Source organism: Jeotgalicoccus sp. S0W5, from assembly GCF_011634875.1.
GTDB classification, from domain to species: Bacteria; Bacillota; Bacilli; order Staphylococcales; family Salinicoccaceae; genus Jeotgalicoccus; species Jeotgalicoccus marinus.
In genome coordinates this window covers 635,309-650,388 of the sequence record NZ_SIRQ01000003.1, presented here as the reverse complement: position 1 = coordinate 650,388, position 15,080 = coordinate 635,309, and the positions used below count along the sequence as shown (strand labels likewise).

Annotated in this window: 11 protein-coding genes; 6 read left to right on the top strand and 5 right to left on the bottom strand. The window is 37.4% G+C overall.

What is annotated here, in order from left to right:
- The first annotated feature begins 5 nt into the window (after positions 1–5).
- Together EYB29_RS05585 and ccpA are read left to right on the top strand one after the other, a co-directional pair.
- On the top strand, positions 6–434 hold the full coding sequence (locus EYB29_RS05585; RefSeq protein ID WP_026866698.1) for a YtxH domain-containing protein: 429 nt from the start codon (positions 6–8) through the stop codon (positions 432–434).
- A 161-nt stretch (positions 435–595) separates the two neighbouring features.
- On the top strand, positions 596–1,585 hold the full coding sequence (gene ccpA, locus EYB29_RS05580) for a catabolite control protein A (protein WP_026866699.1): 990 nt from the start codon (positions 596–598) through the stop codon (positions 1,583–1,585).
- A gap of 113 nt (positions 1,586–1,698) precedes the next feature.
- Here ccpA and EYB29_RS05575 read toward each other — a convergent pair whose 3' ends face one another.
- From EYB29_RS05575 to EYB29_RS05565, 3 genes are read right to left on the bottom strand one after another with little or no spacing between them, the layout of a single operon-like run.
- Positions 1,699–2,844 (bottom strand): acetoin utilization protein AcuC, encoded by a 1,146-nt coding sequence (locus EYB29_RS05575; protein ID WP_035856160.1) that lies wholly within the window; start codon positions 2,842–2,844, stop codon positions 1,699–1,701.
- Positions 2,844–3,479, bottom strand: coding sequence for a CBS and ACT domain-containing protein (locus EYB29_RS05570; RefSeq protein ID WP_026866701.1), 636 nt, complete (start codon positions 3,477–3,479; stop codon positions 2,844–2,846). The genes EYB29_RS05575 and EYB29_RS05570 overlap by 1 nt, the downstream gene beginning before the upstream one ends.
- 17 nt (positions 3,480–3,496) lie before the next feature.
- Positions 3,497–4,129 carry a hypothetical protein gene (locus EYB29_RS05565; protein WP_026866702.1) on the bottom strand — a complete coding sequence of 211 codons (633 nt, stop codon included), beginning with the start codon at positions 4,127–4,129 and terminating at the stop codon, positions 3,497–3,499.
- 244 nt (positions 4,130–4,373) lie between these two features.
- Between EYB29_RS05565 and acsA the strand changes: the two genes are divergently transcribed.
- A complete protein-coding gene (gene acsA / locus EYB29_RS05560; protein WP_370545411.1) occupies positions 4,374–6,041 on the top strand; it encodes an acetate--CoA ligase in 1,668 nt (555 codons plus the stop codon).
- A gap of 140 nt (positions 6,042–6,181) precedes the next feature.
- Positions 6,182–7,849: a formate--tetrahydrofolate ligase gene (locus tag EYB29_RS05555; RefSeq protein ID WP_026866704.1), complete on the top strand. Its 1,668-nt coding sequence runs from the start codon at positions 6,182–6,184 to the stop codon at positions 7,847–7,849.
- A 353-nt stretch (positions 7,850–8,202) separates the two neighbouring features.
- Here EYB29_RS05555 and EYB29_RS05550 read toward each other — a convergent pair whose 3' ends face one another.
- Positions 8,203–10,737, bottom strand: a complete 2,535-nt coding sequence (locus tag EYB29_RS05550; protein WP_035856274.1) for a transglycosylase domain-containing protein — start codon at positions 10,735–10,737, stop codon at positions 8,203–8,205.
- 405 nt (positions 10,738–11,142) lie between these two features.
- Here EYB29_RS05550 and tyrS point away from each other — a divergent pair, with 405 nt between their 5' ends.
- A complete protein-coding gene (gene tyrS / locus EYB29_RS05545; RefSeq protein WP_235678933.1) occupies positions 11,143–12,405 on the top strand; it encodes a tyrosine--tRNA ligase in 1,263 nt (420 codons plus the stop codon).
- Between the two features lie 221 nt (positions 12,406–12,626).
- On the opposite strand, the gene EYB29_RS05540 is transcribed toward tyrS, so the two are convergent.
- On the bottom strand, positions 12,627–13,955 hold the full coding sequence (locus tag EYB29_RS05540; protein ID WP_026866816.1) for a YjiH family protein: 1,329 nt from the start codon (positions 13,953–13,955) through the stop codon (positions 12,627–12,629).
- A gap of 147 nt (positions 13,956–14,102) precedes the next feature.
- Between EYB29_RS05540 and EYB29_RS05535 the strand changes: the two genes are divergently transcribed.
- On the top strand, positions 14,103–15,053 hold the full coding sequence (locus EYB29_RS05535) for a dipeptidase (RefSeq protein ID WP_166626804.1): 951 nt from the start codon (positions 14,103–14,105) through the stop codon (positions 15,051–15,053).
- Positions 15,054–15,080 lie beyond the last annotated feature (27 nt).

The window sequence follows — 15,080 nt, the reverse complement described above, 5'->3', positions numbered from 1 at the left end:
AAATCATGGAAACGTACAATAGAGACAGACACATTCAAGGCATCGACACATATGATGCCACTGTCGAACGATCTACTGGCAGAGACTTCACTTTCGGACTTGCACTTGGTCTTTTAGCAGGTGTAGTCGGGGGATTGTTTATCGCACCGAAATCGGGAGATGCATTACGCGATGACATTAAACGACTACAGGATTCAGTTAAGAATGAGGACGGACACGATGGTCCCTCATTTACTGAAGTGTTAGATGAGAAGTTTGGAGATGTTAAAGAGAAAGTGCTTCACAAGAAAGCAGAAATAGATGAGAAATCTAGAGTGAAGAAACTTGATTCTGAGGATGTCCAAGCTCAAAAGAGAGCAATAAGAGATGAAGTCGCAGATGATAATTTAGACAAAGCGAATGTTGTTGATATGTCAAAATACGTCGATAAGTAAGCTTTTCAAATAAAAGAATATGAGTATTTTATTCAGTCACTACATGTGACTGAATTTTTTGTTATAATGTTTGTATATTTGTGCTATGAGAGTGCTAACATTTTTGATATATTAATATATATAAAACGCTTACATTTCACTATTAGACTCGGAGGGATATTATGACAGTAACGATATACGATGTGGCTAGAGAAGCAAAAGTCTCCATGGCAACAGTTTCTAGAGTCTTAAATGGTAATCCAAATGTCAAACCAGAAACAAGGAAAAAAGTAAAAGATGTTATAGACAGGTTAAACTATAGACCAAATGCTGTAGCGAGAGGTCTGGCAAGTAAAAAAACAACGACGGTCGGCGTTATTATTCCTGATATATCAGACCTTTATTATTCTGCACTGGCAAGAGGCTTAGAAGATATTGCAGAAATGTATAATTATCAAATTATTATTACAAATACAGATCAGGATCCAAGAAAAGAGGAAGATGCCTTCTTAAACTTAGTGAGTAAACAAGTTGATGGTATTGTATTTCTCGGAGGTAAGTTAAACGATAAGGTAAGAGAAGATATTTCTTCATCAAATGTGCCTGTTGTAATCTGTGGTAGTGGGGAAGTTGAAAGTGATATACCGAGTGTCAACATTAACTATTTTGAGGCTGCTAAAGAAGCCGCAACAAAATTTATTAAAGATGACACGAAAAACATCGGTTTCATTACTGCTGGCTATTCACGTTTCCAAGAAAACCGTATGGTTGAAGGTATGAAAGCCGCTTATAAAGAAGCTGGATTAAATGGTGATGACTATTTAATGGTTGAAGATGCTGCTGATTATGATAGTGGTAAAGAAATTTTCGGTGATCTGATGAACAAAGAAAGAGATGCAGTAATTGTCATTAGTGATGAAGCTGCAATCGGTATTTTACACGGTGGTCATGACCACGGCGTTGCGATGCCACAAAGGTTACAGATCATCAGCTGTTCAAATACAAGGCTTGTTACAATGGTTAGACCGAAAATTTCAAGCATAGCAGTGCCACTTTATGATTTAGGTGCTGTGGGCATGCGTTTATTAACAAAATTAATGAACGAAGAGACTGTGGATACGACAATGGTTGAATTACCACACCGTATCGATTATAGAACGACAACTAGATAATATACACAATAACGCTTACTTAAGATGGACATTATAGTCTGTCTTAAGTAGGTGTTTTATTTTATGATAAAGTAAAAAAGCGTATGCTTCGATTTTGGGCATACGCTTTACACTTATTGTTCAAAATACATTAAAATTCGATTTAAAGTATTATGATTTTTCTCTGTTATTTCCTTTCGTCGAGGAATTTCCATATAATCTTCTAGTGTATCCTCCCAATTGAGCGGAAAAACGACCTTGCATTCATCTTTATATCTTTCTATAAAGCAAGTAGGCAAGGGACCTCTCGGTGCTTCTTCTTCATTCATAGCCAACCAAATTTGACTCCACATTCTTGGAACGACCTGCCATATGTTATAGCCACCACCACCGATAGCAATCCATTTACCGTTCGTATATTGATCGGCCATTTTTTTAACAAACCTAGGTATTTCTTCAAATGATTTTGACGTCAATGATAAGTGAGTCATTGGATCTCTAAAATGTGCATCGACACCATTTTGACTGAGTATGATATCAGGTTTGAATTTTTGAATCGCCCCTTCTAAAGATTTTTTGAACACTTCTAGAAAGGAATCATCTTCAGTGAATGCATCGATTGGTAAGTTGACCGCATATCCAAATCCTTCTTCAGTCCCTCTCTCTGTAACACTACCTGTCCCTGGAAAGAGGTAACGGCCTGTTTCATGTATAGATAAGGTCGCAACATCATTACGTCCGTAAAAAGTCCATTGAACACCGTCGCCGTGATGAGCATCTGTATCTACATAGAGTACAGTCTTATTATAATTTTGGACGATGTATTCACAGGCAACTGCAGCATCGTTATAGATACAAAAGCCACTCGCCTTACCACTAAATCCGTGATGAAGTCCTCCAGATAAATTAACGGCTTGATTCGTTTTCCCGGTCATAACAAGGTCCACTGCCGTTAAGGTAGCTCCGACAAGTAGGGCAGACTTTTCATGCATATCTTTGAAACTCGGGGTATCCTCTGTTTCTAAACCATATTTAATCAACTCTTCAGTAGATAACAAATTATGACCTGCATCTTGAACAGCTTGAATATATGCCTTTGAGTGAACCAGGGAAAGTTCCTTAATGGTGGCAGTTCTTGGTTTAACAATATGTTCTGTAGTTAAATAACCACTGTCTTTTAACAAGTCAGTGGTCAACTTTAGCCGCATCTGATTAAAAGGATGACTGTCACTAAAGCGATATTTTAATAATTCATCATCATAAATATATAGTGGTTTCATCAGTGCATCCCACCCGGACTAATCACATTAAAGCCTGAGGCTTCTAATTTTTCTATTGCGATGAGTGGATTCATAGCCTCAATTCTTAAGACAATGATTTTGTTGCCTTTGACTTCAGTATTTGGGTAAATTGAAATACTGGCGATTTTAATGTTTAAATCTTTAAATATTTTACCTAAATCATATATAATTCCCATCCGGTCCTTGATATCAATTTCGATAATTGAACCTGGTTCTCTAATACCTGTTAATTCTAAAAATGTATTTAACATATCCTTTTGAGTGACAATGCCCACTAACGCCTTACCGCTCATCACAGGGATTGCACCAATACTATAATGGTAAAAGTCCTTGGCGATTTCTTCGACGAAATCTAATGGATGACAAGTCGTTACTTGTTGTCTCATAATTTTTTTAAGTTCCAGGTCCAAAGAAATTTCAGTATCACCACCTGCAATGGAGGGAAGGGCAAGGTTGAGGTCTTTATCGGAAATAATACCTACAAGCTCGCCGGCATCGTTAACAATCGGTACGTGTCGAATTGATAAGCTGCTCATCATGTTCATTGCATCGTGGATTGTATCATTCTCATGTAGAGTTTTAACTGGGCGGGTCATAATCTTTTCTACTAACATTCAATACGCACCTTTCGTCAGATTAAAAATCTGTTTTTAAAACGAATTTCATCAAATTGTTGCATTTGCTCATCATTTATATTGCGGCCGATTCTCGCCATTAAAGTATTGGCTGGATGGCCAGTGATTTCTGGGTCATTCGTTTGAAACACTTCATAGCCTGCACGTTTCATCAATTTAATCATTAAATTTTTATATTCATAGACATCGAGACCACTGTTTTTCAAGTCCCAGTGCCAGTAATATTCTGTCGTAATTATGATGTAATTTTCGACAAAATGATCCTTGATTGATAACTCTAACATGTGGCTAGCTAGGTTATAACCTCTAAATGGTAAAGTGACTTCTACTGCACCGAGTTCCATTATGAAGGGGAGGTTTCCATCTGACCATCTCTCAAGTGGGTCGGGATGTAAAAAAGTGACGTAACCAATAATATGGTTATCAATTCTGCATATAATAATGCGACCTTCATTTAAATCTGCAATTTCTAAAAGTGCTTGGAATTGATCTTTTGGCTGCCGAAAGGCATCTAAACCATCATCAAAAGTAAATTGATTAAGCTCATTTGAAGTGAGTGGACCTTCTATAATAACAGTGTAATCGTCAGCGCTAGTTTCAGTTTTATAGTACGTTTTTTGATGCTTCAACGAAACACCCCTTAGTGAAATTTATATACGTTACTACTCATTTATATTATATATTAGAGTGAATATATACTAAAGTGAAAACGGTTTATTTTTTTGTGGGAAAATTCAAGGAATTTAGTCTTTTTCATAGAATTTTAAATCAACTTTCAATATAATGGCTATATAAACGGAATAAATATTACAAACAAGGGGCGTCGTTAAGATGAAAGTAGAAACATATAAAGCAACAGATCAACAAGCAAACATGCCGAATTACGAAGCGGCGAAAGAAAACTTATCTTGGGAAGAAGTTAGCAAACAATTTTCATGGTATGAAACCGGTAAAGTAAACATGGCATATGAACTGATTGATCGTCATGTCGATGACGGATATGGGGATAAGATTGCGCTTCATTACAAATTAGATGATGAGGTTCAATCATTTACCTTTAAAGAAATTCAAGAAAAATCAAACCAAGCTGCTAATGTATTAAAAGATATAGGGGTAAAAAAAGGAGATCGTGTCTTTATCTTCATGGCACGCTCACCTGAATTATATTTCTCACTTTTAGGTGCTTTAAAGATCGGTGCAATTGTAGGTCCATTATTTGAAGCTTTCATGGAAAAAGCAGTCAAGGATAGACTAGAAAACAGTGATGCGTCAACAGTGATTACGAGTACTGAACTCGTCGGGAGAATTCCAGTTGATGAATTACCTGAATTAAAAAACGTTGTTGTTGTAGGTGATGATGTCGATGATCAATTTATTGACTATCGAAGCCTAGTAAAAGACGCATCAGTTGATTTTGAAATAGAATGGTTAGACCGAGAAGATGGCTTGATTCTGCATTACACTAGTGGTTCGACTGGTCAACCAAAAGGTGTATTGCACGTTCAAGAAGCTATGATTCAGCAATATATTTCAGGTAAATATGTTTTAGATTTAAAAGAAGATGATGTGTATTGGTGTACAGCTGACCCAGGCTGGGTAACAGGTACATCTTACGGCATTTTTGCACCTTGGTTGAACCGTTCAACAAATGTCATCGTAGGTGGAAGATTTTCACCTGAATCATGGTATGATGCTTTAGAAAAGCTAAAAGTAACGGTTTGGTATAGTGCACCTACGGCCTTTAGAATGCTGATGGGTGCAAGTGATGATATTGTTGAAAAATATGACTTATCATCACTAAGACATATCTTATCAGTTGGTGAACCTCTAAATCCAGAAGTTGTAAAATGGGGAATGGACGTGTACGGTCTAAGAATCCATGATACATGGTGGATGACAGAAACGGGTGCACATATGATTGTCAACTTCCCATCTATTGACATTAAGGCAGGTTCAATGGGTAAACCACTACCAGGTATAGAAGCAACAATAGTTGATGACCAAGGACAAGAGTTACCGCCTAACCGTATGGGGAACCTTGCACTTAAAGCAGGTTGGCCAGCGATGATGAGAGAGATTTGGAAAAATAAACCTAAATATGATTCTTATTTCATCGGTGACTGGTATATTTCCGGCGACTCAGCTTATATGGATGAAGAAGGTTATTTCTGGTTCCAAGGGCGAGTGGACGATGTCATCATGACAGCTGGTGAAAGAGTTGGACCATTTGAAATCGAATCGAAACTTGTTGAACATGAGGCAGTTCAAGAAGCGGGTGTGATTGGTAAGCCTGATCCAATTCGAGGTGAAATTGTTAAGGCATTCATTGCTTTAAGAGATGGTTATGAACCTACCGATGAATTGAAAGAAGAAATTAGAGTGTTCGTGAAAAATGGTTTAGCTGCACACGCTGCACCAAGAGAAATTGAATTTAAAGATAGTCTTCCTAAAACACGCAGTGGTAAGATTATGAGACGTGTACTAAAAGCTTGGGAATTAGACTTGCCGGCGGGCGATTTATCATCCATGGACGATAACTAAATCATAAATTTATTGAAAAAATTCACAAATAACGGAAAGTCGACCGCTTTTTATGGTCGATTTTCTTTTTTTATGTAATAATGATAGTGGAGTTGTGAAATCGATTTACAACGTACAACATTTATTTAGGAGCTGAGAAGATGGCACATTTGACTGACCAGGAAATTGCTTCCAAAGCAACATTACAACCGATCCAGGATATTGCTAAAAAAGCAGGTATTCCTGAAGATGCGTTAGAAATGTATGGTAAATATAAGGCTAAGGTTGACATCAACAATTTAGAAGGTAACAAAGAAGATTCTAAGATTGTATTAGTATCTGCGATGAACCCTACACCAGCTGGTGAAGGTAAATCAACGGTAACTGTTGGCCTAAGTGATGCATTCAACAAAATTGGTAAGAATGTAATGGTTGCTTTACGCGAACCTTCATTAGGACCTGTAATGGGTGTTAAAGGTGGCGCAACTGGTGGTGGACAAGCACAAGTTCTACCTATGGAAGAAATTAACCTTCACTTTAACGGTGACTTACACGCGATTACTACAGCGAATAACGCGTTAAGTGCTTTTATTGACAACCACATTCACCACGGTAACAAGTTAAACATTGATCCACGCCGTGTGAGCTGGAAACGTGTTATCGACATGAATGACCGTGCTCTACGTGAAGTTGTTGTTGGTCTAGGTGGACCGACTAAAGGTGTTCCTCGTCAAGATGGTTTTGATATTACAGTAGCTAGTGAAATTATGGCTATTCTTTGTTTATCAAATGACATCATGGATCTTAAAGAAAAATTATCTAAAATTGTATTTGGTTACACATATGACAAAAAACCTGTAACAGTTGGGGAGCTTGAAGTAGAAGGTGCATTAGCATTACTTCTTAAAGAAGCAATCAAACCTAACTTAGTACAGACTATGGAAGGTACACCTGCTCTAATTCACGGTGGGCCATTCGCTAACATTGCACATGGTTGTAACTCAATCATTGCAACAAACACTGCTAGACAACTTGCAGACATCGTTGTTACTGAATGTGGATTTGGTTCTGACTTAGGCGGAGAGAAATTCATGGATATTAAAGCACGTATGGGTGGATTCAAACCTGATGCAATCGTTTTAGTTGCTACAATCCGTGCGCTTAAGATGAACGGCGGGGTTGCAAAAGCTGACTTAGGTGAAGCAAACGTTGATGCACTTAAAGAAGGTGTTGCTAACCTAGGTAAGCACATCGAGAACGCTCGTAAATTTGGTGTAGAACCAGTTATTGCTTTAAATGACTTCGTAACAGATACTGACGAAGAAAGAAACTTCGTTCTTGACTGGTGTAAAGAGCAAGGCGTACGCGTTGCACTTACACAAGTTTGGGAAAAAGGTGGAGAAGGCGGCGTTGCACTTGCAGAGCAAGTACTTGAAGCTGTTGAAGCAGGAAATGACTTCCACCACTTATATGAAGATGAATTACCAATCGCTGACAAGATTGAAAAAATTGTTACTGAAGTATACGGCGGTGACGGCGTAGTACTTACAGACAAAGCTAAAAAACAAATTGCTGATATCGAAGCGAACGGCTGGGGCAACTTCCCGGTATGTATGGCTAAGACTCAGTACTCATTATCAGATGATCCTAAGAAACTTGGACGTCCATCAGGCTTCACTGTAACTGTTCGTGAAGTTATCGCTAAAGCAGGTGCAGGATTCGTTGTTGCACTGACTGGTGATATCATGACAATGCCTGGACTTCCTAAAGTTCCTTCTGCAAATAACATGGATGTTAATGCAGACGGATCTTCAACAGGATTATTCTAAAGATAAGTTAAAACACTCGATGCTATGACCTGATGTCACTTAAGTTTACAGTTGAATAAAATAAATTTTTCTCTGGGATATGAACATGTTCATATCTCAGTTTTTTTTTATGCAGCCACACGACGAAGTTCGATTGGTGTCAAACCAAACAGCACATCTTGTCAATAATACTAATTTTTTCTTCAAAACTACGATGTCGAGCCATAATAAAACCTCCTAAGTCTACAGATTTTTTAATTCATCTGTAAACTTAGGAGGTAGCAGGTCACTAAAGCATCGAGTGTTTTTTTAATGAAATTAATAGATTATCAAATAAAAAGGGTGGGAATATATTCCCACCCTTTTGCAAGTATTTAGTTCTCGTCCTCGTCCTCATCTTCGTCTTCATCATCGTCATCACTTGAGCTACTACTTGAAGAACCTCTTGGGACTCTGTAAGTGTCATCGTAAGTTCTCGTTACAGTTCCTCTTAAATCTCCGTTTGATAGACTTGAGTCAATACCTGCACCCATTCTTGCTTGAATTGCGGGATCATTTAGAGAACTCTTATCACTGAATTGTGTATCTTCAGCAATTAAACCTTCAATTGGACGATCCATACTTCTTGAACAATCATCTTCTAATTCCATCGTTAATGCACAGAAATCTTCTGTTCTAACTGATGATGGTTGTTGGAATTCTTCGTATGCACCCATCGTTTCTGGAGCTACTGCAGTTAAAGCTTGTGCCATGTTTCTCCAGTTGTAGATATGCGGATGTGTTTCCGCATCAGTATCATAAACTTGAGGAATATTTCTGTCATAACCCATCCATATTCCTAAGGTAACTTTAGGGTTAAAACCAATCATCCAAGAATCAACAAACTGTTCTGATGTACCCGTTTTTGCTGACCAATCGTAAACGTCACTGACTGCTTCATAGTAATCTTTAATATGGTAAACCGAACCAGAAACAAAGGATTCTTTCAACATATCTGCCATTAAGAATGAAGTAGATTCCTTAAATACTCGAGTTGGATCGCCTTGGTGTTCATAGACAACTTCACCTGTTGGAGAAGTAATCTTTTCAATCATATAACTTTCATTCATTTCACCTTGATTACCGAAAGTAGAAAAGGCATCGACATTGCTTTCAACTGACGTATCGAGTGGACCAAGTGGTAATGAAGTAATACCAACGAGTTGTTCAGGTACACTCATATTCATTGCATCTAAGTACTGATATGGATCATGATTTCTAACTTCTGACCATAATCTCAAGGTACTTAAGTTGTAAGAGTTACTGAGTGCGTGTTTAGCAGAAACTAAGCCATATTCGTCACCAGAGTAGTTTGCTGGTTGATAGCCATTGTTGTTGAACTCTTCATCGAGTAATACAGTGTCAGGTACGATGAGTCCTTCTTCAATAGCTGGTGCATAAGTACTGAGTGGTTTCATAGTCGAACCTGCCTGACGTGTTGTTTGAGTTGCGTGGTTAACTTCTGAGTTTTCATAGTTACGGCCGCCGACAAAACCTAATATCTTACCAGACTGATTATCTTTTAAGACCATACCAACTTCATGATCAAGAATTTCCTCTTCCTCACCTTGAACGGCATTCAAGGCATCTAAACTTGAGCGTTGTCCATAATAGTTGAAGTTATTATTCTTGGTGTCTTGCATTGTGTCGTAAATTTCCTTATCGATTGTTGTTTCGATTTGGTAACCTTCATTACGCAATGCATCATTTGCTTTTTGAGTATATTCTTGGTCTAAGAGTGGAGTAGAGTCAACATCCTCACGACTTACGCCTTCTTCTTCTGCCAAGATGTATTTGATGACTTCGACACCACGGCGTTCAACTTCATCGGTTAAGAACGGGTAGTTTTGGTTTGGAACAACCACACTAGAAGCCATATTTTCATAGATGTTGTAGCCGAGAGCTTGATCATGTTCTTCTTGGGTAATGACACCTTCTGTCAACATTCTTGAAAGTACGAACTCCTGACGATTCTTTCCTGCTTCTAACAGTTCGGGTTCTTTCATTGACCCATCTTGATTAAACGGTGTGTATGCATATGGGTTTTGTGGTAAACCTGCTAAAAAGGCACTCTCTGCAATATTTAACTCAGCTGCAGGTTTTCCAAAGACACCTTGAGCTGCAGATTCGATACCTGCAATGTTTTGACCATTCGCATTTCTACCAAATGATACTGCGTTTAAGTATGCTTGTAATATTTCCTCTTTCGTTAATATATTCTCGACTCTAAATGCGAGTAGTAACTCAGTCGCCTTCCTATCGAAAGTAGGGTCGTTAGTTAGCATTTGGTTTTTGACCAACTGCTGGGTAATGGTGCTACCTCCTGAACTTGCTTCACTACCAGATAATTCCTGAAGGGAAGCTCTCATAAATGCCTTAGGTACAACACCGTTGTGCTCATAAAAATGTTCATCTTCTGTAGCGATAAGGGCATTCATTACGTTTTCAGAGATTTCGTCATATGAGACGGTTTCGCGTATAAGATCTGAACGAAGTGTTCCGAGTTCTTCACCGGTACCAAAAGTCACAGACGTACTTTCAGTCATTTCCGTCAAGGCAGTTTGGATTTCATCTTCAGCGAGCACTTCCTCATCAGAAACAAGTGCTGCAAAATAGCCAAGACCGATGCTGAAAAGAAATAGTCCAAGTAGAGTAACTGCTAATAGTAAGAATAAAACAACATTCCAAATCGTATCATACGCTGTGAAGAATGTTACTCTAAGTGGAGACCCAGCTTTTTTAAAGCGGGCGACTGTATTTTGATATTTGTCCTTCGCAGTCTCGCCGTGAATCTTGTCAGTTTTCTTATCAGAGTCACTGCGCGAAAACATCTTCTTTATATTATCAATAAAGTCATTTTTCTTTTTCATGCCAACCTCCTATTAAAAAGATTATATCACATGTTTTCAGTGCTCCCTAGCGATAAAAGACCGAAAATACTATGATAATCAACCATTCCATATTAGCTTAAAATCTATAATTTTCAAGCTATAAGACCTCGCCAACTTGACTTTAATCTCCAGATTATAATATACTGATGTAAATTTAATGAATAAATTCAAGCGGTGAGACAAGTAATCTTTTTATTTGATTCAGAGAGCAGACGGATGGTGAGAGTCTGTGAGGATATCTAGATGAATACACTCATAAGTTAGTTTGAACGTCTAGAATTACGTATATTCTATTTAGAGATAAATTGTTTGGTGGTACCGTGTCAGCACCCATACTATATAGTATGGGTGCTTTTTTATTTATTAAAAAAATTATAGGAGGCTATTATGACAACTTTATTAGAAGATTTAAAATACCGTGGTATTATTTATCAGATGACTGATGAAGATGAAATCAACAAGATGTTAGAAAGTGAGAAAATTTCTTTATATTGTGGGGCCGATCCAACAGCAGATAGTTTACACATTGGCCACTTAGTCCCATTCTTAACGTTGAGACGCTTCCAGCTATATGGACATCGCCCAGTTGTCTTAATTGGCGGCGGTACTGGGATGATCGGAGACCCATCTTTTAAAGCAGATGAGCGTCAGCTTTTATCCGAAGCACAAATAGATGAAAATGTTAAGGGTATTAAAAAGCAAATGGAAACTATCTTTGACTTTAGTGATGAAAATGCTGCAGTACTCGTAAATAATAAAGACTGGTTACAAAACATCAGTTTAATATCTTTCCTAAGAGATTACGGTAAACATGTTGGGTTGAACTACATGTTATCGAAAGATGCAATCCAAACGAGATTGGAAACTGGTATTTCATATACAGAATTTACTTACACGATTTTACAAGCAATTGACTTTGGTCACTTAAATAAAGAATTCAATGTGCGCATGCAGATTGGTGGATCAGATCAGTGGGGTAATATCACTAGTGGTCTTGAATTAATGAGACGTATGTATGGTACGACGAATTCAGAAGGCTTAACTATTCCACTGATTACGAAAGCTGATGGTAAGAAATTTGGTAAAACCGAGTCAGGAAATATTTGGCTCGATAAAAACCGTACATCGCCTTATGAATTCTACCAGTTCTGGTTAAACCAATCAGATGAAGATGTTATTAAATTCTTGAAACTATTTACCTTTGTAGAACGAAAAGAAATTGAGTCACTAGAAGAATCAGTTGCAACTGAGCCACACTTAAGAAAAGCTCAAAAACGTTTAGCCGAAGAAATTACTGAATTTATACATGGTAATGACGGACTTGAAGAGGCGAAAAAAGTAACAGAAGCATTATTTAGTGGAGATATTAAATCGTTAGATGCGAGTCAAATTAAAGATGCGCTTAAAGATGCACCATCTGCTACAGTTGAAGCTGAAGACAACAATTTAGTAAAAGTCCTTGTAAATGCTGGTATTTCATCATCAAGAAGACAAGCACGTGAGGATATTCAAAACGGTGCAATCTACATCAATGGTGAAAGACAGCAAAACTTAGAACATGAAATCTCAGAAGCGGATAAGGTAGACAATGATTTCACGGTGTTCAGACGTGGTAAGAAGAAATACACGATTGTATATTACAAATAAAAATAGTCTTGGACATGAGTCCAAAGTGCGCACTTGATCCCTTGGGAAGACAAGTGCGTTTTTTCTATACATGAGGTAATTATTGATGACGAATAGAATTTTAAAGCCATTATTCTACAAATCGTTATTGCCTAAGGGACTTATAGAATTAAAATCACAATTTAAATACAAGCACAAAAAAACGACATGAGAATCCGTAGATCCTCATGTCGTTTACTGTATTAAAAGATTAAGAACGCAGCAATAATAATAATTGGTAAGGTAATCACTGTTCTTATCAAGAAGATTGTGAAGAGTTTTCCGAGTCCTAGTGGAATCTTAGAGCCTAAGATTACACCACCGACTTCTGATAAGTAGATTAACTGGGTAATACTCATGGCACCAACAATGAAGCGGGTCATGTCTGATTGTACGCCTTCAATTAAAATCGCTGGTAGGAACATATCAGTAAAACCGATGAATAATGTTTCTGACATTGCCTGAGCTTCTGGTATACCAATCAATTCTAGAAGCGGTACAAAAGGTAGGCCGAGCCAAGTAAATATTGGTGTGTATTCTGCTAATATTGTACCAAGTGTACCAATTGCCATAACGACTGGTAGTACGCCAAACCAAGTATCAAACACAGTCTTAATACCTTCTTTAACTAGTGAAACAAAACCTGGTGACTTTTCTGCCTTTGTTAAAGCTTGTTTATATCCCCAAGAGAATGGATTATGACCTTGTGGAATTATTTCTTCCAGTTCAGATCCATCATTATAATAGCTATCTTCAATCTTAGATAATGGTGGAATTCTCGGCATAATCAAGGCTGCAATTACACCAGCAATAAATATTGTTAAATAGAATGGACCAAACAAATGCATCAGTCCAATTAAGTCTAAAATAACAATTGTAAATGTAATCGATACGACTGAAAACGTCGATGCAATAACACTAGCTTCGCGTTTTGAGTAATATCCATCCTCATATTGTTTACTCGTTAGGATGACACCGACAGTACCATCTCCAACCCATGAAGCTAAGTTATCAACTGTTGAACGTCCAGGTAGGGTGAATACAGGACGCATGAATTTCGCAAACAGCGTGCCAACAAACTCTAACAATCCATAGTTTAATAATAACGGTAAGAAGAAACCAGCAATAATGAATACCGTGAATAAGGTTGGCTGTAAATCATTTAAAATCATGCCACCTGTACTAGAAGAAGTAATCATCTCGGGACCGACACCATAATAAGCAAGAACTGCAAATATTGCACCGATTGCTCTTAAAGTGACCCAAAAATGACTGGTATTAAAAATACTAGACCAGAATCCAGTATCAATTTTTAATATCCAGGTAAACAATATGCTCATTATGGCCGCAAAGACAATCGTAATGACAACAAGTAATGTAATCGTTTCAACTGAAATTAGTTCAATTATCCAGTTAGCTAAAAATGCAACAGGAACTGTTGTTTCACCATCAATATTAAGGGGAACAAGAAACATAAAGATCCCAAATAAGGATGGTAATAAAAATTTAAGGAATGTAGTAGATCTTGTCATATGATAACCTCTTTATTTATAGATTTATAAAGCTCATTGAATGTATTAAATAATTATACATCATAATGTATAAAAGTAAATAAGTAAACGTTTTCATTTGAATGTATTATATTATAATAGATATAAGATTAAAAGGGGAGAGTTAAAATGAATATTATTGATACACATTGCGATGCTTTATTGAAATTACAGAGTGACCAGCGTAGTACTCATGGCTACTATGGTAGGAAAAGAAATTTAAATTATTTAGATTCTAAAGAAATTGATACTAATATGAAACGTAGGATTGAAGGGAATGTAAAAGTTCAGTTCTATGCAATCTTTATATCACCAACAATCCCTGATAATGAAAAATGGCAGCATGCACTAGAACAAGTTGATGCTTTTTATAATGAAGTACTCACAATGGATAAGATGGTGCACATAAAGAAATTATCCGATATCAATAATTTAAAAGAAGATGAATACGGAGCGGTACTAACTCTAGAAGGTGCCGATGCGATTGGCAATGACTTAATGAAATTAAGAACCTTATTTCGCTTAGGTGTCCTATCAGTTGGTTTAGTATGGAATAATGCTAACTTAGTTGCTGATGGTGTGGGGGAAACTCGCGGCACTGGCTTAAGTAAACTTGGTAACCAAGTAGTAGAAGAATGCAATAAACATGACGTTTTAATTGATGTGAGTCACTTAAACGTTCACGGCTTTGAAGATGTGATTGAAAAAGGTAAGCATGTATTCGCCAGTCATTCTAATTCACGCACAATAATGGATCATCCTAGAAATCTCTACGATGAGCAAATCATTAAACTCGTTCAAAAGGGTGGTATGGTCAATATCGTCTTTTGCCCAGCATTTGTCGGAGAAGGGAACCTTGTTATTGATGACCTCTTAACACATATCGATAAAATCCGTGAACTCGGCGCAGAAAAACACATTGGTCTCGGTTCAGACTTCGATGGTATTCCGAATTTCGTCGCTGATCTCGAAGACTCAGGTGACTACCCGAACCTTATGTCGGCTATTGAGGTACGATACGGTAAAGATTTTGCTGAAGATATTGCATCAAGGAACTTCATTAATAACTTTTGTTCATAAAAAACTAGGTCGCTATATAGCGACCTA

Bases quoted from the DNA above. Each gene is read 5' to 3' on its own strand.
- EYB29_RS05555 (WP_026866704.1), top strand. From the start codon at position 6,182: ATGGCACATTTGACTGACCAGGAAATTGCTTCCAAAGCAACATTACAA.
- EYB29_RS05575 (WP_035856160.1), bottom strand. From the start codon at position 2,844: ATGAAACCACTATATATTTATGATGATGAATTATTAAAATATCGCTTT.
- EYB29_RS05550 (WP_035856274.1), bottom strand. From the start codon at position 10,737: ATGAAAAAGAAAAATGACTTTATTGATAATATAAAGAAGATGTTTTCG.
- ccpA (WP_026866699.1), top strand. From the start codon at position 596: ATGACAGTAACGATATACGATGTGGCTAGAGAAGCAAAAGTCTCCATG.
- EYB29_RS05540 (WP_026866816.1), bottom strand. From the start codon at position 13,955: ATGACAAGATCTACTACATTCCTTAAATTTTTATTACCATCCTTATTT.
- EYB29_RS05585 (WP_026866698.1), top strand. From the start codon at position 6: ATGGAAACGTACAATAGAGACAGACACATTCAAGGCATCGACACATAT.
- acsA (WP_370545411.1), top strand. From the start codon at position 4,374: ATGCCGAATTACGAAGCGGCGAAAGAAAACTTATCTTGGGAAGAAGTT.
- EYB29_RS05570 (WP_026866701.1), bottom strand. From the start codon at position 3,479: ATGTTAGTAGAAAAGATTATGACCCGCCCAGTTAAAACTCTACATGAG.
- EYB29_RS05535 (WP_166626804.1), top strand. From the start codon at position 14,103: ATGAATATTATTGATACACATTGCGATGCTTTATTGAAATTACAGAGT.